Source organism: Streptomyces sp. NPDC050161 (genome assembly GCF_044460025.1).
Taxonomy (GTDB): Bacteria; Actinomycetota; Actinomycetes; order Streptomycetales; family Streptomycetaceae; genus Streptomyces.
In genome coordinates, this window is the sequence record NZ_JBITJM010000011.1 from 186,905 (window position 1) to 206,500 (window position 19,596).

Annotated in this window: 17 protein-coding genes; 15 read left to right on the top strand and 2 right to left on the bottom strand. The window is 71.3% G+C overall.

Annotated features, from left to right (window positions below; genetic code table 11):
- Window positions 1-51 precede the first annotated feature (51 nt).
- The gene (locus ACIBK8_RS19970; RefSeq protein WP_399043153.1) at window positions 52-2,250 is read right to left on the bottom strand and encodes an elongation factor G-like protein EF-G2; all 2,199 of its coding nucleotides are present in this window, start codon (window positions 2,248-2,250) and stop codon (window positions 52-54) included.
- Window positions 2,251-2,514: 264 nt separating this feature from the next.
- On the opposite strand from ACIBK8_RS19970, the gene pgsA reads away from it, so the two are divergent.
- The 15 genes from pgsA to ACIBK8_RS20045 all read left to right on the top strand — a co-directional run bounded on the left by pgsA (window position 2,515) and on the right by ACIBK8_RS20045 (window position 18,153).
- Window positions 2,515-3,171, top strand: coding sequence for a phosphatidylinositol phosphate synthase (gene pgsA / locus ACIBK8_RS19975; protein ID WP_399043154.1), 657 nt, complete (start codon window positions 2,515-2,517; stop codon window positions 3,169-3,171).
- Window positions 3,168-4,112 (top strand): phosphatidylinositol mannoside acyltransferase, encoded by a 945-nt coding sequence (locus ACIBK8_RS19980; protein ID WP_399043155.1) that lies wholly within the window; start codon window positions 3,168-3,170, stop codon window positions 4,110-4,112. The genes pgsA and ACIBK8_RS19980 overlap by 4 nt, the downstream gene beginning before the upstream one ends.
- Window positions 4,109-5,308 (top strand): glycosyltransferase family 4 protein, encoded by a 1,200-nt coding sequence (locus tag ACIBK8_RS19985; RefSeq protein WP_399043156.1) that lies wholly within the window; start codon window positions 4,109-4,111, stop codon window positions 5,306-5,308. Before ACIBK8_RS19980 ends, ACIBK8_RS19985 begins: the two co-directional genes overlap by 4 nt.
- A gap of 77 nt (window positions 5,309-5,385) precedes the next feature.
- Window positions 5,386-5,931 carry a hypothetical protein gene (locus tag ACIBK8_RS19990; protein WP_393686005.1) on the top strand — a complete coding sequence of 182 codons (546 nt, stop codon included), beginning with the start codon at window positions 5,386-5,388 and terminating at the stop codon, window positions 5,929-5,931.
- Window positions 5,932-6,039: 108 nt separating this feature from the next.
- Window positions 6,040-6,951, top strand: a complete 912-nt coding sequence (gene pdxS / locus ACIBK8_RS19995) for a pyridoxal 5'-phosphate synthase lyase subunit PdxS (RefSeq protein ID WP_393686003.1) — start codon at window positions 6,040-6,042, stop codon at window positions 6,949-6,951.
- An 8-nt stretch (window positions 6,952-6,959) separates the two neighbouring features.
- Entirely contained in the window at window positions 6,960-7,547 is a 588-nt protein-coding gene (pdxT, locus tag ACIBK8_RS20000) for a pyridoxal 5'-phosphate synthase glutaminase subunit PdxT (RefSeq protein WP_399043157.1), read from the top strand.
- Between the two features lie 117 nt (window positions 7,548-7,664).
- Window positions 7,665-8,417 (top strand): YebC/PmpR family DNA-binding transcriptional regulator, encoded by a 753-nt coding sequence (locus tag ACIBK8_RS20005; RefSeq protein ID WP_393686000.1) that lies wholly within the window; start codon window positions 7,665-7,667, stop codon window positions 8,415-8,417.
- 158 nt (window positions 8,418-8,575) lie between these two features.
- Entirely contained in the window at window positions 8,576-9,151 is a 576-nt protein-coding gene (ruvC, locus tag ACIBK8_RS20010) for a crossover junction endodeoxyribonuclease RuvC (protein WP_393685998.1), read from the top strand.
- Window positions 9,148-9,768 (top strand): Holliday junction branch migration protein RuvA, encoded by a 621-nt coding sequence (gene ruvA / locus ACIBK8_RS20015; RefSeq protein WP_399043158.1) that lies wholly within the window; start codon window positions 9,148-9,150, stop codon window positions 9,766-9,768. Before ruvC ends, ruvA begins: the two co-directional genes overlap by 4 nt.
- Window positions 9,769-9,883: 115 nt before the next feature.
- Window positions 9,884-10,969: a Holliday junction branch migration DNA helicase RuvB gene (gene ruvB / locus ACIBK8_RS20020; protein WP_393685994.1), complete on the top strand. Its 1,086-nt coding sequence runs from the start codon at window positions 9,884-9,886 to the stop codon at window positions 10,967-10,969.
- A 163-nt stretch (window positions 10,970-11,132) separates the two neighbouring features.
- Complete coding sequence (yajC, locus tag ACIBK8_RS20025) at window positions 11,133-11,648, top strand: preprotein translocase subunit YajC (RefSeq protein WP_393685993.1); 516 nt, start codon at window positions 11,133-11,135, stop codon at window positions 11,646-11,648.
- Window positions 11,649-11,799: 151 nt separating this feature from the next.
- Window positions 11,800-13,563 carry a protein translocase subunit SecD gene (secD, locus tag ACIBK8_RS20030; RefSeq protein WP_399043159.1) on the top strand — a complete coding sequence of 588 codons (1,764 nt, stop codon included), beginning with the start codon at window positions 11,800-11,802 and terminating at the stop codon, window positions 13,561-13,563.
- Window position 13,564: 1 nt separating this feature from the next.
- Window positions 13,565-14,707, top strand: a complete 1,143-nt coding sequence (gene secF / locus ACIBK8_RS20035; protein ID WP_399043160.1) for a protein translocase subunit SecF — start codon at window positions 13,565-13,567, stop codon at window positions 14,705-14,707.
- Entirely contained in the window at window positions 14,704-15,252 is a 549-nt protein-coding gene (locus tag ACIBK8_RS20040) for an adenine phosphoribosyltransferase (RefSeq protein WP_399043161.1), read from the top strand. Before secF ends, ACIBK8_RS20040 begins: the two co-directional genes overlap by 4 nt.
- A 171-nt stretch (window positions 15,253-15,423) precedes the next feature.
- Window positions 15,424-18,153: a RelA/SpoT family protein gene (locus ACIBK8_RS20045; protein WP_399043162.1), complete on the top strand. Its 2,730-nt coding sequence runs from the start codon at window positions 15,424-15,426 to the stop codon at window positions 18,151-18,153.
- Between the two features lie 69 nt (window positions 18,154-18,222).
- On the opposite strand, the gene ACIBK8_RS20050 is transcribed toward ACIBK8_RS20045, so the two are convergent.
- Window positions 18,223-19,452 (bottom strand): DUF349 domain-containing protein, encoded by a 1,230-nt coding sequence (locus tag ACIBK8_RS20050; RefSeq protein WP_393685984.1) that lies wholly within the window; start codon window positions 19,450-19,452, stop codon window positions 18,223-18,225.
- Window positions 19,453-19,596: the final 144 nt, after the last annotated feature.

The window sequence follows — 19,596 nt, forward strand, 5'->3', positions numbered from 1 at the left end:
CGCCGTCCCGCTCAAGGGAGTTGAGCCGGACAGCGGCTGACGAACCGTTGACTATGCGCCGTTTTCCGCCTGCTCCCGCAGCTTGCCCGCGAGCTGCGGCGGCATCGGCTCGTGCCGCAGGTAGGTGCGGGAGAACTGCCCCGTGCCGTGCGAGAGCGACCGCAGATCGACCGCGTACCTGCCGATCTCCGTCTCCGGCACCTCCGCGCGGACCAGCGTGCGGTCCGCCCCCGACTGCTCGGTGCCCACCACCCGGCCGCGGCGTCCCGACAGGTCGCTCATCACCGGGCCGACGAATTCGTCCGGAATCAACACCGTGACCTCGGCGACCGGTTCGAGGAGATCGATCCGGCACTGCGCCGCCGCGTCGCGCAGCGCCAGCGCCCCGGCGGTCTGGAACGCGGCGTCCGACGAGTCCACCGCGTGCGCCTTGCCGTCCAGCAGCGTGACGCGGAAGTCGGTGAGCGGGTACCCGGCGGCCACCCCGAGCGCCGCCTGGGCGCGGATGCCCTTCTCCACGGACGGGATGAACTGCCGGGGCACCGCGCCGCCCACGACCTTGTCGGCGAACTCGATGCCGGTGCCGCCCGGCAGCGGCTCGACCTCGATCTCGCAGATCGCGAACTGGCCGTGGCCGCCCGACTGCTTCACATGACGGCCGCGGCCAGGCGCCGTCCCGGCGAAGGTCTCCCGCAGCGACACCTTGTGCGTGACGGTGTCCACCTGCACGCCATAGCGGGTGCGCAGCCGCTCCAGCGCCACGTCGGCATGCGCCTCGCCCAGGCACCACAGCACCACCTGGCGGGTGTGCGGATGGTGTTCGAGGCGCATCGTCGGGTCCTCCGCCACCAGCCGCGCCAGGCCGTGCGAGAGCTTGTCCTCGTCGGCCTTGCTGTGCGCCCGGATGGCGACCGGCAGCTGAGGGTCGGGCATCGCCCAGGGCGTCATCAGCAGCGGGGCGTCCTTGGCCGAGAGGGTGTCGCCGGTCTCGGCGCGGGTCAGTTTCGCCACGCACGCCAGATCGCCCGCGACGGCCTGCGGCAGCGGTCGCTGCTGCTTGCCGAACGGCGCGGACAGCGCGCCCACTCGCTCCTCGACGTCGTGGTCCTCGTGGCCGCGGTCCTCCAGGCCGTGCCCCGAGACGTGCACGGTCTCGTCCGGGCGCAGGGTGCCGGAGAAGACCCGGACGAGGGAGAGCCTGCCGACGTACGGGTCGGACGAGGTCTTGACCACCTCGGCGGCGAGCGGCCCGGCCGGGTCGCAGGTCAGCGGGGGCCGTGGGGATCCGTCGGTGCCGGTGACCTCCGGTGCCTCGCGTTCGGCCGGGGTCGGGAAGCCGCGGGTGATCAGGTCGAGCAGTTCGACGGTGCCCAGGCCCTGCCGGGAGCCGTCGGGCGCCGGTGCCGCGGCGAGCACCGGATGGAACGTCCCCCGGGCGACCGCCGTCTCCAGATCCCCGATGAGGGTCTTGACGTCGATCTCCTCGCCGCCCAGATAGCGGTCCATCAAGGTCTCGTCCTCGCTCTCGGCGATGATCCCCTCGATGAGCCGGCCGCGGGCCTCGGCGATCACCGGCAGCTCGTCAGCCGTCGGTTCGCGCTCGGTGCGTTCGCCCGACGCGTAGTCGAAGACACGCTGGGTGAGCAGGCCGATCAGGCCGTGCACGGGGGCGTGGCCGTCGGCGCCGGGCGTGCCGTACAGCGGGAGATAGAGCGGTAGGACGGCGTCCGGATCGTCGCCTCCGAAGGCGTCGCGGCACAGCTCGGTCATCGCGTCGAAGTCGGCGCGGGCCGCTTCCAGGTGGGTGATCACCAGCGCCCGCGGCATGCCGACCGCCGCGCATTCGTTCCAGACGGTACGGGTCGCCCCGGCCACGCCGTCCGCCGCCGAGACCACGAAAAGGGCCGCGTCCGCAGCCCGCAGACCGGCCCGCAATTCGCCGACGAAATCGGCGTACCCGGGGGTGTCCAGCACATTGATCTTGGCGCCCTCCCACTCCACCGGCACCAGGGACAGCTGTACCGAGCGCTGCCTGCGGTGTTCGATCTCGTCGTAGTCCGACAGCGAGCCGCCGTCCTCGACCCGGCCCGCGCGGTTGATCGCGCCCGACGCCAGCGCCAGCGCCTCCACCAGGGTGGTCTTGCCCGATCCACTGTGGCCGACCAGCACCACGTTCCGCACGGCGGTGGGATGGCCGGCCGTCGGCGCCCTTCCGGCGGCTCCCGGACGTGTACCCGTTTTCTCGCTCATGTGTCTCGCCTCCAGGTCGACACTTTGCGGTGATTCGAGCTTTCCACCGCGGTCATGCCGCGTCCATACGTGGCACACGGCGGCGCCGGGTCCTGGCCCGCCCCGCGGCCGTGCGTCCCCGTTCCCGCCGGGCCCGGAGCCCCCTGTTCCGCCCGTTGCACCCCGTGCCGCGATGCGTCCGCAGCGGCTCGCGGGCGCCTGGCTACGATGGGCCAGCCGGTGGCCCATCGACCGCGCGGCCCGTATCAACCCTCCGGGAAGGCCATGCTGAACAAGTACGCGCGTGCGTTCTTCACGCGTGTTCTCACGCCGTTCGCCGCCCTGCTCATCCGTCTCGGGGTCAGCCCGGACGCGGTCACCCTCGTCGGTACCGGAGGCGTGGTGGCCGGCGCTCTGGTCTTCTACCCGCGCGGTGAGTTCTTCTGGGGCACGGTCGTCATCACCCTGTTCGTCTTCTCCGACCTGGTCGACGGCAACATGGCACGGCAACTGGGCAGGTCGAGCCGCTGGGGCGCCTTCCTGGACTCCACCCTCGACCGGGTCGCCGACTCCGCGATCTTCGGCGGCCTCGCCCTCTGGTACGCCGGGGGCGGCGACAGCCTGATGCTCTGCGCGATGGCGATCTTCTGCCTCGCCAGCGGCCAGGTGGTCTCGTACACCAAGGCGCGCGGCGAGGCCATCGGGCTGCCGGTGAACGTCAACGGCCTGGTGGAGCGCGCCGAGCGGCTGGTCATCTCGCTGGTGGCCTGCGGTCTGTCAGGACTGCACGCGTTCGGGGTGCCCGGCGTCCAGATCCTGCTGCCGGTCGCCCTGTGGGTCGTCGGCCTCGGCAGCGCCGTCACGCTCGCCCAGCGCGTGGTGACCGTACGCCGTGAATCGGCTGAGGCCGACGCCGTCGCACAAGGGGGGAACGGCGCATGAGCCGCACCGGCCGACCGCTCATCGACACCGAGAAGCTCACCGACGGCCTGTACGGCCTGGGCTGGAGCACCGTCAAGAAGCTGCCCGAAGGCGTCGCGACGCGCCTGGGCCGCCGTATCGCCGACACGGCCTGGAAGCGCCGCGGCAAGGGCGTCCTGCGCCTGGAGGCCAACCTCGCCCGGGTCATCCCTGACGCCTCGCCGCAGCGCCTCGCCCAGCTGTCCAGGGCCGGTATGCGCTCCTACATGCGCTACTGGATGGAGTCCTTCCGGCTGCCTGCCTGGAGCAAGGACCGGATAAGGGCGGGTTTCGACCCGCAGGACGTGCACCACCTGGAAGAGGGCCTCAAGAGCGACCGCGGCGTCATCCTCGCCCTGCCCCACATGGGCAACTACGACCTCGCGGGTGTCTGGGTCACCACCAAACTCGGCGTCCCCTTCACCACCGTCGCCGAACGCCTCAAGCCGGAGAGCCTCTACGACCGGTTCGTCGCCTACCGCGAGGGCCTGGGCATGGAGGTGCTGCCGCACACCGGGGGCGCCGCCTTCGGCACCCTCGCCCGGCGGCTGCGGTCCGGCGGCCTGGTCTGCCTGGTCGCCGACCGCGACCTGTCCAGCTCCGGCATCGAGGTCACGTTCTTCGGCGGCGCCGCGAAGATGCCGGCCGGGCCCGCGATGCTCGCCGTACAGACCGGCGCCATGCTGCTGCCGGTCACCCTCTGGTACGACGACACCGCCGTCATGCGCGGCCGGGTCCACCCCGAGATCGGCGTTCCGGAGAGCGGAACCCGCGCCGAGAAGGCCGCGGCGATGACCCAGTCGCTCGCCGACGCCTTCGCCTCCGGCATCGCCGACCACCCCGAGGACTGGCACATGCTGCAACGCCTGTGGCTCGCCGACCTGGAGCCGCGCGACGCGGCCCGCGGAACGGAGAAGCCGTGAGAATCGGCATCGTCTGCCCCTACGCCTGGGACGTCCCCGGCGGTGTCCAGTTCCACATCCGCGACCTCGCCGAACACCTCATCCGGCTCGGCCACGAGGTCTCCGTCCTGGCCCCCGCGGACGACGAGACGCCGCTGCCGCCCTACGTCGTCTCCGCGGGGCGCGCCGTGCCCGTCCCGTACAACGGCTCGGTCGCCCGGCTGAACTTCGGCTTCCTGTCCGCCGCCCGGGTCCGCCGCTGGCTCCAGAACGGCGGCTTCGACGTCATCCACATCCACGAACCGGCGTCCCCCTCGCTCGGCCTGCTCGCCTGCTGGGCCGCGCAGGGCCCGATCGTGGCGACCTTCCACACCTCCAACCCGCGCTCCCGGGCGATGATCGCCGCGTACCCGATCCTGCAGCCCGCGCTGGAGAAGATCAGCGCGCGGATCGCGGTCAGCGAGTACGCCAGGCGCACGCTCGTCGAACACCTCGGCGGGGACGCGGTGGTCATCCCCAACGGCGTGGACGTCGACTTCTTCGCCGACGCCGAACCGAAGCCCGAGTGGCAGTCGGCGGCGGCCCGCGGCCAGGAGGAGAGCGGGCCGCGGGAGGGCACGATCGGCTTCATCGGGCGGATCGACGAACCCCGCAAGGGCCTGCCGGTCCTGATGAAGGCGCTGCCCGCGATCCTCGCCGAGGTCCCCGGAGCCCGGCTGCTGGTGGCAGGCCGCGGCGACGAGGAGGAGGCGGTCGCCGGGCTGCCGGCCGAGCTGCGCTCCCGCGTCGAATTCCTCGGCATGGTCAGCGACGAGGACAAGGCGAGGCTGCTGCGCAGCGTCGACCTCTACGTCGCCCCGAACACCGGCGGCGAGTCGTTCGGCATCATCCTCGTCGAGGCGATGTCGGCGGGCGCACCCGTACTCGCCAGCGATCTCGACGCCTTCGCCCAGGTACTCGACCAGGGCGCGGCGGGCGAGCTGTTCGCGAACGAGGACGCGGACGCGCTGGCGGCTGCGGCGGTACGGCTGCTGGGCGACCCCGGACGCCGGGCCGATCTGCGCGAGCACGGATCCAAGCACGTCCGCCGCTTCGACTGGTCGACGGTCGGCGCCGACATCCTCGCCGTCTACGAGACGGTCACCGACGGTGCCGCGTCCGTGGCCACCGACGAACGCGTCGGGCTGCGCGCCCGCTGGGGCCTGGCCAAGGACTGAGCGCGGGGGAGCGCCGGCGCCCGGCGGCGTACGCGGGCGGTCGGGCCGGGCGCGGCGGCCCGGTAACGTGACCCGGCGTGACCACTTTCATCTGGATCGCGGCGGTCGTCGTCCTCGTCGGCATCTACCTGAGCTGGACGGCAGGACGCCTCGACCGCCTGCACGCCCGCATCGACGCCGCCAGGGCCGCGCTCGACGCGCAACTGCTGCGGCGCGCCTCGGTCGCCCAGGAGATCGGCACATCGGGGGTCCTCGACCCCGCGGCGTCGATCGTCCTCTACCAGGCGGCGCACGAGGCCCGGCAGGCCGCGGAGGACCACCGCGAGGTCGCCGAGAGCGAGCTGACCCAGGCGCTGCGCGCCACCCTCGGCGAGGAGGCGCAGCTGGAGGCGGTCCGCGAGGCACCGGGCGGCGCGCAGACGGTCACCGAACTCACCGCCGCGATCCGCCGCGTCCCCATGGCGCGCCGTTTCCACAACGACGCCGTACGGGCCGCCCGCGCCGTCCGCCGGCACCGGGTCGTCCGCTACTTCCGGCTCGCGGGGCATGCCCCGTTCCCGCTCGCCTTCGAGATGGACGACGAACCGCCGGCCACGCTCGGCGACAGGCCCGCGGGCTCCTGACCCGGGGCGCGACGAGCCACCGGCCGCTAATTGGCCCTTTTCGCGGTCCCCTCACAAACGGTTGTGTGGGTGGAGAAGCCCACACACCCGCACTGAGTGAGGTCAACAGTGTCCAGCACGCCCACCACGCCCCAGCACCCCGAGACCGGAACGGCACGCGTCAAGCGCGGCATGGCCGAGCAGCTCAAGGGCGGCGTGATCATGGACGTCGTCACGCCGGAAGAGGCGAAGATCGCCGAGGACGCCGGCGCGGTCGCCGTCATGGCCCTGGAGCGGGTGCCCGCCGACATCCGCAAGGACGGCGGCGTGGCCCGGATGTCCGACCCCGACATGATCGACGGCATCATCGAGGCCGTCTCCATCCCGGTCATGGCCAAGTCCCGCATCGGCCACTTCGTCGAGGCCCAGGTGCTGCAGTCGCTCGGCGTCGACTACATCGACGAGTCCGAGGTCCTCACCCCGGCCGACGAGGTCAACCACTCCGACAAGTGGGCCTTCACCACGCCCTTCGTGTGCGGTGCCACCAACCTGGGCGAGGCGCTGCGCCGGATCGCCGAGGGCGCGGCCATGATCCGCTCCAAGGGCGAGGCCGGCACCGGCAACGTCGTCGAGGCGGTCCGCCACATGCGGCAGATCAAGGGCGAGATCGCCCGGCTGCGCGGCTACGACAACAACGAGCTGTTCGCCGCGGCCAAGGAGCTGCGCGCCCCGTACGAGCTGGTCAAGGAGGTCGCCGAGCTGGGCAAGCTGCCGGTCGTGCTGTTCTCCGCCGGCGGCGTGGCGACCCCGGCGGACGCGGCCCTGATGCGCCAGCTCGGCGCCGAGGGCGTCTTCGTCGGCTCCGGCATCTTCAAGTCGGGCGACCCGGCCAAGCGCGCCGCCGCGATCGTCAAGGCCACCACCTTCTACGACGACCCGAAAGTGATCGCGGACGTCTCCCGCAACCTCGGCGAGGCCATGGTCGGCATCAACTGCGACACCCTCCCCGAGGCCGAGCGCTACGCCAACCGCGGCTGGTAAGGCAGCAGATGAGCACCCCCACCATCGGTGTGCTGGCCCTCCAGGGCGACGTCCGCGAGCACCTTGTGGCGCTCGCCGAGGCGGACGCCCTGGCCAGGCCGGTACGCCGCCCCGAAGAACTGGACGGGCTCGACGGGCTGGTCGTCCCCGGCGGCGAGTCCACCACCATGTCCAAGCTCGCGGTCACCTTCGGCATGCTGGAGCCGCTGCGCGCGTTCGTACGGTCCGGCAAGCCGGTCTACGGCACCTGCGCCGGGATGATCATGGTCGCGGACAAGCTGCTGGACGCCCGCGAGGACCAGGAGACGCTCGGCGGCGTCGACATGATCGTGCGCCGGAACGCTTTCGGGCGGCAGAACGAGTCCTTCGAGGCCGCCATCGAGATGGCCGGCATCCCGGGCGGCCCGGTCCAGGGCGTCTTCATCAGGGCGCCCTGGGTGGAGTCGGTCGGCGCGGCGGCGGATGTCCTGGCGACGTACGGCGGGCACACGGTGGCCGTCCGGCAAGGTAACGTCCTCGCCACGTCTTTCCATCCGGAGCTGACCGGCGATCACCGGGTGCACGCGTTCTTCGTCGCTATGGTGAAGGCCGCATAACGCGTGTACCTGGTCGTCCGCGGGAGACGGACCGGCGGTACGTACGGCGGTCCGAGGCATTCCCGGTAGGATCTCAGGCGTTCGTTTCTCAATTGGTTACGCGAAGGAGACAGGCGGATGTCCGGCCACTCTAAATGGGCTACGACGAAGCACAAGAAGGCCGTGATCGATGCCAAGCGCGGCAAGCTCTTCGCGAAGCTGATCAAGAACATCGAGGTCGCGGCCCGTACCGGCGGTGCCGACCCGGAGGGCAACCCGACCCTCTTCGACGCCATCCAGAAGGCCAAGAAGAGCTCGGTGCCCAACAAGAACATCGACTCCGCGCTCAAGCGCGGTGCGGGTCTTGAGGCGGGCGGCGCCGACTACGAAACCATCATGTACGAGGGGTACGGCCCCAACGGTGTCGCGGTGCTCATCGAGTGCCTCACCGACAACCGCAACCGTGCCGCATCGGACGTCCGCGTCGCGATGACCCGCAACGGCGGCTCGATGGCCGACCCGGGCTCGGTGTCCTACCTGTTCAACCGCAAGGGCGTCGTCATCGTCCCCAAGGGCGAGCTGTCCGAGGACGACGTCCTCGGGGCCGTCCTGGACGCCGGTGCCGAAGAGGTCAACGACCTCGGTGACACCTTCGAGGTGATCAGCGAGGCCACCGACCTGGTCGCGGTCCGCACCGCGCTCCAGGAAGCCGGCATCGACTACGACTCGGCCGACGCCAGCTTCGTCCCGACCATGCAGGTCGAACTGGAGGAAGAGGGCGCGCGCAAGATCTTCAAGCTGATCGACGCGCTGGAGGACAGCGACGACGTGCAGAACGTCTTCGCCAACTTCGACGTCTCGGACGAGACGATGGCCAAGGTCGACGCCTGACGGGCCCTCGCCCCGCACGACGACAACGGCCCGCCGGTGCCAACCGGCGGGCCGTTTCGGCTGATCCGGCCGGTGCGGCGTCCCGCCCCCGACGCATTGTCAGCGGCAGCCGATAGCCTGCACGAACAGACTGCCGGTTTGATCAGGGAAGGGGCATCGTGCGCGTACTGGGTGTGGACCCGGGGCTGACCCGCTGCGGCGTCGGCGTGGTGGACGGCGTGGCCGGCCGGCCGCTGACGATGGCCGGCGTCGGTGTGGTCCGCACCCCGGCGGACGCCGACGTCGCCCAGCGGCTGGTCCTCATCGAGCGCGGCATCGACGCCTGGCTCGACGAGCACCGCCCCGAATTCGTCGCCGTGGAGCGGGTGTTCAGCCAGCACAACGTCCGTACGGTCATGGGTACCGCCCAGGCCAGCGCGGTCGCCATGCTGTGCGCGGCCCGCCGCGGGCTGCCGGTGGCGCTGCACACCCCCAGCGAGGTCAAAGCCGCCGTGACGGGCTCGGGCCGGGCGGGCAAGGAGCAGGTCGGCGCCATGGTGACCCGCCTGCTGCGGCTCGACGCACCACCCAAACCGGCCGACGCCGCCGACGCCCTGGCGCTGGCCATCTGCCACATATGGCGTGCGCCCGCGGTCAACCGCCTCCAGCAGGCGCACGCCGCGGCCCGCCGCGCCGCTCCCGTCCGCGCCCCCGGTATCCGCCGGGCGGCTCCCCAGAAGGGCACCACCCGATGATCGCCTTCGTCTCAGGACCGGTCGCGGCCCTCGCACCGGACACCGCCGTCATCGAGGTCGGCGGCATCGGCATGGCCGTCCAGTGCACGCCTGACACCCTTTCCGGGCTGCGCGTCGGCCAGCCGGCCAAGCTCGCCACCTCCCTCGTCGTCCGCGAGGAATCGCTCACCCTCTACGGCTTCGCCGACGACGACGAGCGGAGCACCTTCGAACTCCTCCAGACCGCGAGCGGCGTCGGCCCGCGGCTGGCGCAGGCCATGCTCGCGGTGCACTCCCCAGACGCCCTGCGCCTGGCCGTCTCCACCGGCGACGAGAAGAGCCTCACCGCGGTGCCAGGCATCGGCAAGAAGGGCGCCCAGAAGCTGCTCCTTGAGCTGAAGGACCGGCTCGGCGCACCGCTCGGCACCGGCCGCGCCGGCGTCGGCAGCCCCGTCACCACCGGCTGGAGCGACCAGCTGCACGCCGCCCTGATCGGCCTCGGGTACGCCACGCGCGAGGCGGACGAAGCGGTCGCCGCCGTCACCCCGCAGGCCGACGCCGCCGTCGCCGACGGCGGCAAGCCGCAGATCCCGCAGCTGCTCAAGGCGGCGCTGCAGACCCTGAACCGCGCACGATGAGCCGCTTCCCGCGGCGGGACCGGGCCAGGCCGCGCGCCGCCGTGCCGGCCGCGCGCCCCCGACCGTACGACCACCCAGGCGGCCAGACCGCCACGACTCCGCGAGGCAATCCGCAGTGAACTGGGACGACACCGCACCGTCCACCGCAGACGAGGCCGACGGCACCGACCGGCTGGTCGGGGCCGACGCCGACGGCGAGGACACCGCGGTCGAAGCGGCCCTGCGCCCCAAGGACCTCGAAGAATTCGTCGGCCAGGAGCGGGTGCGCGAACAGCTCGACCTGGTGCTGCGCGCCGCCCGCGCCCGCGGCGCCACCGCCGACCACGTCCTGCTCTCCGGCGCCCCCGGCCTCGGCAAGACCACCCTCTCGATGATCATCGCCGCCGAGATGGGCGCCCCGATCCGCATCACATCGGGCCCCGCCATCCAGCACGCCGGTGACCTCGCCGCGATCCTCTCCTCCCTCCAGGAGGGCGAGGTGCTCTTCCTCGACGAGATCCACCGGATGTCCCGCCCGGCCGAGGAAATGCTCTACATGGCGATGGAGGACTTCCGCGTCGACGTCATCGTCGGCAAGGGTCCGGGCGCCACCGCCATCCCCCTCGAACTCCCGCCCTTCACCCTGGTCGGCGCCACCACCCGGGCCGGCCTGCTGCCGCCCCCGCTGCGCGACCGCTTCGGCTTCACCGGCCACATGGAGTTCTACGCCCCGCCGGAGCTGGAGCGGGTCATCCACCGCTCGGCCGGCCTGCTGGACGTCGACATCGACTCCGGCGGCGCCGCCGAGATCGCCGGCCGCTCCCGCGGCACCCCGCGCATCGCCAACCGCCTGCTGCGCAGGGTCCGCGACTACGCCCAGGTCAAGGCCGACGGCGTGATCGCCCGCGACACCGCGTCCCGTGCCCTGGACGTCTACGAGGTCGACGCCCGGGGCCTGGACCGCCTCGACCGCGCGGTGCTCACCGCGTTGCTGAAGCTGTTCGGCGGCGGCCCGGTGGGACTCTCCACCCTCGCCGTCGCGGTGGGGGAGGAGCGGGAGACCGTCGAGGAGGTCGCCGAACCGTTCCTGGTCCGCGAAGGACTCCTGGCGCGTACACCCCGTGGCCGGATCGCCACCCCGGCGGCATGGACGCATCTCGGGCTGGTACCGCCCCAGCAGCAATCGGGTGGAAGCGGGCAGCAGGGCCTGTTCAGGGCTTGACGGCGCGGAGACTCGCAGGGTCAGGAACTGCGGTGCGATGCTGGGCGTTGTTCCACTGGTGCGGACTGACTTAGACTCCGCCGATGCCGTCCGTATGGTCCGGCATACCCACCCCCGAATATCAGGCCGCCGACCAGCGGTCGTGCGAAGGAATTTCCGTCCCGTGAATCCCGTGACTCTCCTCCCCTTCATCGTCCTCATCGGGGCCATGTTCCTGATGACCCGGTCCGCCAAGAAGAAGCAGCAGGCGGCTGCCCAGATGCGCAACGAGATGCAGCCCGGCACCGGCGTCCGGACGATCGGGGGCATGTACGCCACCGTCAAGGAGATCCACGAGGAGTCGGTTCTCCTCGAGGTCGCCCCCGGTGTGCACGCCATCTACGCCAAGAACTCCATCGGCGCGGTCCTCCCCGACGAGGAGTACAACCGCATCATCGACGGTGCCGACCCGATCAAGGCCGACGGCACGGTCGTGCCCGACGACGCCTCCTCGCTGACCGGTGACGCCGCTGCCGACGCCACCGAAAAGAGTGAGAAGGCGGACAAGATCGACCTGGGCAAGGACGAGGCCCCGGCCGCCGACGCCGACGAGCCCGCCGCCGACGAGGCCCCGGCTGCCAAGGCCGACAAGGGCGCGTCCGCCGAGGAGAAGAAGTCCGGCGGCGCCGACGCGAAGTAGTCCCGCCCGGACGGAGCCGCGGAGCGCCCCCTGGGCGGTGCACCGCGGTTCCGGGACGGTTTAGGCTCCGGCGGGGGCACGTCCCCACAACACTTCGTGGCCGCTCGGCAGACACCCGAAGCCGAGTGGTTGGACAGGGAGATACGAGAAGGTGGCAGCACCGAAGAAGGGCCGCAGGGCGCCCACGGGCCAGGGGAAGCCGGGGCGCACCCTGGTTTTCATCCTGATCGCCATGGTGGCGCTGGTCGGGGGAATGTTCTACTCCGGCACTCTGACGCCCCGATTGGGCATCGATCTGGCGGGTGGTACCAGCTTCACGCTCCAGGCCCAGAACCAGCCGGGCAAGCCCAACGCGATCAACGAGACCAACATGAAGACCGCCGCGGGCATCATGGAGCGGCGTGTCAACGGTCTGGGCGTGACCGAGTCCGAGGTCCAGACCCAGGGCCAGAACCACATCATCGTGAACATCCCCAAGGGGACGGACGCGAAGCAGTCCCGCCAGCAGGTCGGTACCACCGCCCAGCTCGCGTTCCGCCCGGTGCTGACCACCACGGCGGGCGCCAAGACCCCCACGCCCTCCGGAAGCCCGTCGAAGGACGCCCAGAACGGCAAGGACGCGAAGGCCACCGACGGCAAGAAGTCCGATGACGGCGAGAAGGCCGGCGACCCGTCGCCCGGCGCGAGCGCCACCACTCAGGGCCGCGCCGTGACGGACGCCCTGAAGAAGGACCCCACGCCCGGCGGCTCCGCCTCGTCGAAGCCCGACGCGCCCGCGACGCCCCCCGTCCCCGGCACCGAGGGCATCCCGGCCGACCTGCAGAAGCAGCTCGCCGCCCTGGACTGCTCCACCAAGCAGAACCGCGCGACCGCAGGTGAGAAGGCGGCCGGCACCAAGCCGTCCGACCCGGTCGTGGCCTGCAAGGACGACGGCACGCAGAAGTACGTGCTCGGCCCGGTCGGTGTCGAGGGCACCGACGTCAAGGACGCCAAGGCGGTCTTCGACAGCCAGCAGGGCCAGGGCTGGATCGTCCAGATGGACTTCACCTCCGGCGGTGGCAAGAAGTTCGCCGACATCACCGGCAAGCTCGCCACCAAGACGCAGCCGCAGAACCAGTTCGCGATCGTCCTCGACGGCGCCGTCGTCTCCGACCCCCGGGTGAGCCAGCGGCTCAACGGCGGCAACGCCACCATCTCCGGCGGCTTCACCCAGCAGTCCGCCGAGGACCTGGGCAACATGCTGTCGTACGGCGCCCTGCCGCTCTCCTTCAAGATCGTCGACGAGACCACGGTCACCGCGGCGCTCGGTGGCGAGCAGCTGCACGCCGGTCTGATCGCCGGCGCCATCGGCCTCGCGCTCGTCGTGATCTACCTCGTCGCGTACTACCGGGGCCTGGCGCTCGTCGCGCTGGCGAGCCTCGGTGTCTCGGCGGTCCTGACGTACACGATCATGACGTTGCTCGGCCCCGCCATCGGATTCGCGCTGAACCTCCCCGCGGTCTGCGGCGCCATCGTGGCGATCGGTATCACCGCGGACTCGTTCATCGTCTACTTCGAGCGCATCCGTGACGAGATCCGCGAGGGCCGCACGCTCCGCCCGTCCGTCGAACGCGGCTGGCCGCGCGCCCGCCGTACGATCCTGGTCTCCGACTTCGTGTCGTTCCTGGCCGCCGCGGTCCTGTTCATCGTCACCGTCGGCAAGGTCCAGGGCTTCGCGTTCACGCTCGGCCTGACCACCGTCCTCGACGTCGTCGTGGTCTTCTTCTTCACCAAGCCGCTGATGACGTTGCTGGCCCGGCGCAAGTTCTTCTCCGACGGCCACTCCTGGTCCGGCCTGGACCCGCAGCGCCTGGGAGCCAAACCACCGCTGCGCCGCCGCCGCGGCAGCGCCCCCACCCAGACGAAGGAGGCGTGAGATGTCCAAGCTCGGAAACCTCGGCGCCAGGCTCTACCGCGGTGAGGTCGGCTACGACTTCATCGGCAAGCGGAAGATCTGGTACGGCATCTCGATCCTCATCACCATCACGGCCCTCGTCGGCCTGGCGGTGCGCGGCCTGAACATGGGCATCGAGTTCTCCGGCGGCGCGGTGCTGACCACCCCGAAGACCTCCGTCTCCTCGTCCGAGGTGCAGCACAAGGCCGAAGAGGCATCCGGCGGCCACCAGGCCGTGGTGCAGCAGCTCGGCGGCGGCGCGATGCGCATCCAGATCAGCGGTCTGGACACCAAGCAGGCGGTGCCGGTCCAGGAGAAGCTGGCCCAGGACCTGAAGGTCCCGGTCAAGGACATCAACACCCAGCTCGTCGGCCCGAGTTGGGGTGAGGAGATCGCCAACAAGGCCTGGCTGGGCCTGGGGATCTTCATGGTCCTGGTGGTGATCTATCTGGCCATCGCCTTCGAGTGGCGGATGGCGCTCGCCGCGCTGATCGCGCTGATCCACGACCTCACGATCACGGTCGGCGTCTACGCGCTGGTCGGCTTCGAGGTCACCCCGGGCACCGTCATCGGTCTGCTGACCATCCTCGGTTACTCCTTGTACGACACGGTCGTCGTCTTCGACAGCCTCAAGGAAGCCTCCAAGGACATCACCAAGCAGACCCGCTTCACGTACGGCGAGATCGCCAACCGCAGCATCAACGGCACGCTGGTGCGGTCCATCAACACCACGGTCGTCGCGCTGCTGCCGGTCGCCGGTCTGCTGTTCGTCGGCGGTGGCGTGCTGGGCGCCGGCATGCTCAACGACATCTCGCTGGCCCTGTTCGTCGGCCTCGCCGCCGGTGCGTACTCGTCGATCTTCATCGCGACCCCGCTGGTCGCCGACCTGAAGAACGGCGAGCCGCAGATGAAGGCGCTGGCCAAGCGGGTCCAGGCGAAGCGCGCGGCAGCCGCGGTCAAGGACGCCGAGCGGGAGGAGTCGCAGGACGGCTCCTCGGCGGCCGACGGCGGCCAGGACGCGGCCGACGGGGATGCCGCCGCCGCGGCGAGCGGCGTCGGCGGCCAGCGCAACCAGCCCGCCGCCCGCAACCGCGGGCGCGGCCGGCCGTCGGGCAAGCGCCGATGAGCGCCCCCGCCGAGCTGCACGAGCTGCTGCTGAGCAAGATCACGGACGTGCCGGACTACCCCCAGCCCGGAGTGATCTTCAAGGACATCACCCCGCTGCTGGCGGACGCCGCCGCGTTCGGCGCGCTGACCGACGCCTTCGTCGACCTCTGCGTCCGCCACCGCGCGGACAAGGTCGTCGGCCTGGAGGCGCGCGGATTCATCCTCGCCGCTCCGGTGGCGGTCCGGGCCGGCATCGGTTTCGTCCCGGTCCGCAAGGCCGGCAAGCTGCCCGGCGCGACGCTGGGGCAGCGGTACGACCTCGAATACGGCACGGCGGAGGTCGAGATCCACGCCGACGCGCTGGCCCCGGGGGACCGGGTGCTGGTCATCGACGACGTGCTGGCCACCGGCGGCACCGCCGACGCCTCGCTCCAGCTCATCCGCCGCGCCGGCGCCGACGTCGCCGGCCTGGCCGTCCTGATGGAGCTGGGCTTCCTGGACGGCAGGAAGCGGGTGGAGACCGGTTTGAAGGGCGCTCCGCTGGAGGCCCTGATCACGGTCTGAGCCCGCCCGGCACCGGCTTCGGCGCCGGGGTCACCTGGGAAGTTTCCCGGTGGCCCCGGCGCTGTGTCATGTACGGACCGTAGCCGCAGGAGAGGCCGGGCGGTGAGGTCGATACGATGGCATCCCGACCCGATCGTGGTCTTGTGGTCCGGAATCGCTTGAGGAGTGCTCTTGCCAGACGAGGCCCAGCCGCTCTCCCCCGGACTGCGTCCGGCGGGATCCCCCGCCACGCGCCCGGACGAGCAGCAGCCGCAGGACGCGGCTCATCCGGACGCGCCGCAGCCCGAGCAGCGGGGCGCGGCCGACGGCGGTGCCACGCCGTCCGGCACCACCGGTGCGTCCGCGGCCGGGCCACGGCCGGCACCGGGCCCGAAGCCGGAGCCCGGCACCTCAGCCGCGCCCGCGCCGAAGCCGGGGCCCGCGCCGCAGCAGGACCAGGCACCGAAGCCGGGCCCAGGGCCTGAACCGGCCACCCGCCCGCAGCCGGCTCCCGGCCCGGCCTCCCCGTCGAAGGCCACGCCGCCCGCCCCCGTCCGGGCCGACCGCCCGACCACGAACCCCACATCCGTGTCCAAGCCGGTGGCGCCCGCCCCGCCCGGCCGCTCCGGATCATCCAACCGCGTACGCGCCCGCCTCGCCCGACTGGGCGTACAGCGCTCCAGCCCGTACAACCCGGTCCTGGAGCCGCTGCTGCGGGTCGTCCGCAGCAACGATCCCAAGATCGAGGCGGCGACGCTGCGCCAGGTCGAGCGGGCCTACCAGGTCGCCGAGCGCTGGCACCGCGGCCAGAAGCGCAAGAGCGGCGACCCGTACATCACCCACCCGCTCGCCGTGACGACGATCCTCGCCGAACTGGGCATGGATCCGGCCACGCTCATGGCGGGTCTGCTGCACGACACCGTCGAGGACACCGAGTACGGCCTGGACACCCTGCGCCGCGACTTCGGCGACCAGGTGGCGCTGCTCGTCGACGGCGTCACCAAGCTCGACCGGGTCAAGTTCGGCGAGGCCGCGCAGGCCGAGACGGTCCGCAAGATGGTCGTCGCGATGGCCAAGGACCCGCGCGTCCTGGTCATCAAGCTCGCCGACCGGCTGCACAACATGCGCACGATGCGCTACCTCAAGCGGGAGAAGCAGGAGAAGAAGGCCCGCGAGACGCTGGAGATCTACGCCCCGCTGGCGCACCGGCTGGGCATGAACACCATCAAGTGGGAACTGGAGGACCTCGCCTTCGCGATCCTCTACCCCAAGATGTACGACGAGATCGTGCGGCTGGTCGCCGAGCGGGCGCCCAAGCGGGACGAGTACCTGGCGATAGTGACCGACGAGGTCCAGGCCGACCTGCGCTCCGCCCGCATCAAGGCCACCGTCACCGGCCGCCCCAAGCACTACTACAGCGTCTACCAGAAGATGATCGTCCGCGGCCGTGACTTCGCGGAGATCTACGACCTGGTGGGCATCCGCGTCCTCGTCGACACCGTCCGCGACTGCTACGCGGCGCTCGGCACCGTCCACGCGCGATGGAATCCGGTCCCCGGCCGGTTCAAGGACTACATCGCGATGCCCAAGTTCAACATGTACCAGTCGCTGCACACGACGGTCATCGGGCCGGCCGGCAAGCCCGTCGAGCTGCAGATCCGCACGTTCGACATGCACCGCCGCGCCGAATACGGCATCGCCGCGCACTGGAAGTACAAGCAGGAGGCCGTCGCGGGCGCCTCCAAGGTGCGTACCGACGTCCCCAAGGGCGCGGGCAAGGGCGCGGGCCAGGACACCGTCAACGACATGGCCTGGCTGCGGCAGCTCCTGGACTGGCAGAAGGAGACCGAGGACCCGGGCGAATTCCTCGAATCGCTGCGCTTCGACCTCTCCCGCAACGAAGTCTTCGTCTTCACGCCGAAGGGCGACGTCATAGCGCTGCCGGCCGGCGCCACCCCCGTCGACTTCGCGTACGCGGTGCACACCGAGGTCGGCCACCGCACGATAGGGGCGCGGGTCAACGGACGGCTGGTGCCGCTCGAATCGACCCTGGACAACGGCGACTTGGTGGAGGTCTTCACCTCCAAGGCGCCCGGAGCCGGCCCGTCGCGCGACTGGCTGGGCTTCGTCAAGTCCCCGCGCGCCCGCAACAAGATCCGCGCCTGGTTCTCCAAGGAGCGCCGCGACGAGGCGATCGAGCAGGGCAAGGACGCCATCGCGCGCGCCATGCGCAAGCAGAACCTGCCGATACAGCGGATCCTCACCGGCGACTCCCTGGTCACCCTCGCGCACGAGATGCGCTACCCCGACATCTCCTCGCTGTACGCCGCGATCGGTGAGGGCCATGTCGCGGCCCAGGGCGTCGTCCAGAAGCTGGTGCAGGCGCTCGGCGGGCAGGACGAGGCCACCGAGGACATCGCCGAGTCCACCCCGATCCGGCGCTCCAAGCGCCGCTCCAACGCCGACCCGGGTGTGGTCGTCAAGGGCGTCGACGACGTCTGGGTCAAGCTCGCCCGCTGCTGCACCCCGGTTCCGGGCGACCCCATCATCGGCTTCGTCACCCGCGGCAGCGGCGTCTCGGTGCACCGCGCCGACTGCGTCAACGTCGACTCGCTGTCCAAGCAGCCGGAGCGGATCCTGGAGGTCGAGTGGGCGCCCACCCAGTCCTCGGTCTTCCTGGTGGCCATCCAGGTCGAGGCGCTGGACCGCTCGCGGCTGCTGTCGGACGTCACCCGCGTCCTGTCCGACCAGCACGTCAACATCCTGTCCGCGGCCGTCCAGACCTCCCGCGACCGGGTCGCCACCTCGCGCTTCACATTCGAGATGGGCGACCCCAAGCACCTCGGCCATGTCCTGAAGGCCGTACGCGGCGTGGAAGGCGTGTACGACGTCTACCGCGTGACGTCGGCACGCAGGCCGTAGCCGGCACGCACGGAGAGGGCCCCGGTACGCGATGCGTACCGGGGCCCTCCTCGTATCAGTGGCTCACGCTCAGCCGCCGAACTCCTCAAGGCCCTTCAGTGCCTGGTCCAGCAGCGCCTTGCGGCCCTCCAGCTCCCGGCCGAGCTTGTCGGCCTTGGCGTTGTTGCCGGCCGCCCGCGCCGTGTCGATCTGCTTCTCCAGCTTGTCGACGGCGTCCTGGAGCTGGCCGGTCAGGCCCGCAGCCCGCGCCCGCGCCTCCGGGTTCGTACGCCGCCAGTCGGCCTCCTCGGCCTCCTGGATGGCGCGCTCGACCGCGTGGATCCGTCCCTCGATCTTCGGGCGGGCGTCCCGCGGCACGTGTCCGATGGCCTCCCACCGCTCGTTGACCGAACGGAACGCGGCCCGCGCCGCCTTCAGGTCGGTCACCGGGAGCAGCTTCTCGGCCTCGGTGACCAGCTCCTCCTTGCGGGTCAGGTTCTCCCGCTGCTCGGCGTCCCGTTCCGCGAAGACCTCGCCGCGGGCCTGGAAGAAGACGTCCTGGGCGCCGCGGAAGCGGTTCCACAGGTCGTCCTCGTGCTCGCGCTGGGCGCGGCCCGCGGCCTTCCATTCGGTCATCAGCTCGCGGTAACGGGCGGCGGTGGCCCCCCAGTCCGTCGAGTTCGACAGCGCCTGCGCCTCGGCGACCAGCTTCTCCTTGGCCTGCCTGGCCTCCTCGCGCTGCGCGTCGAGCGAGGCGAAGTGCGCCTTGCGCCGCTTGGAGAACGCGGAGCGGGCGTGCGAGAAGCGGTGCCACAGCTCGTCGTCCGCCTTGCGGTCGAGGCGCGGCAGCCCCTTCCAGGTATCGACCAGCGCCCGCAGCCGCTCGCCTGCCGCCCGCCACTGCTCGCTGGCCGCCAGCTCCTCGGCCTCGGCGACCAGCTTCTCCTTGGCCAGCCTGGCCTCGTCGCTCTGCTTGGCCTTCTGCGCCTTGCGCTCCTCGCGCCGCGCGTCGACCGTGCCGACGAGGGCGTCGAGCCGCTTCCTCAGCGCGTCCAGGTCGCCGACCGCGTGGTGCTCGTCGACCTGCTGACGCAGATGGTCGATCGCGGCCGTCGCGTCCTTCGCCGACAGGTCGGTGGTCTTGACCCGGCGCTCGAGGAGGCCGATCTCGACGACCAGGCCCTCATACTTGCGCTCGAAGTAGGCGAGGGCCTCCTCGGGGGATCCCGCCTGCCACGATCCGACGACCTGCTCGCCGTCGGCGGTACGCACGTACACGGTCCCCGTCTCATCGACGCGGCCCCATGGGTCGCTGCTCACAGCGCCTCCTCCACATGATGCCGACGAGGGCGCGCGGCCCCCCGGCATCGTCCACAGTTTCTGTCCGGCAGAGCTGTGCCCTGGCCGGTCCGACGGGCTGTCTTGCGGGTGCGGGTGGCAGCCGTCGGCGCAGGCACCCTACAC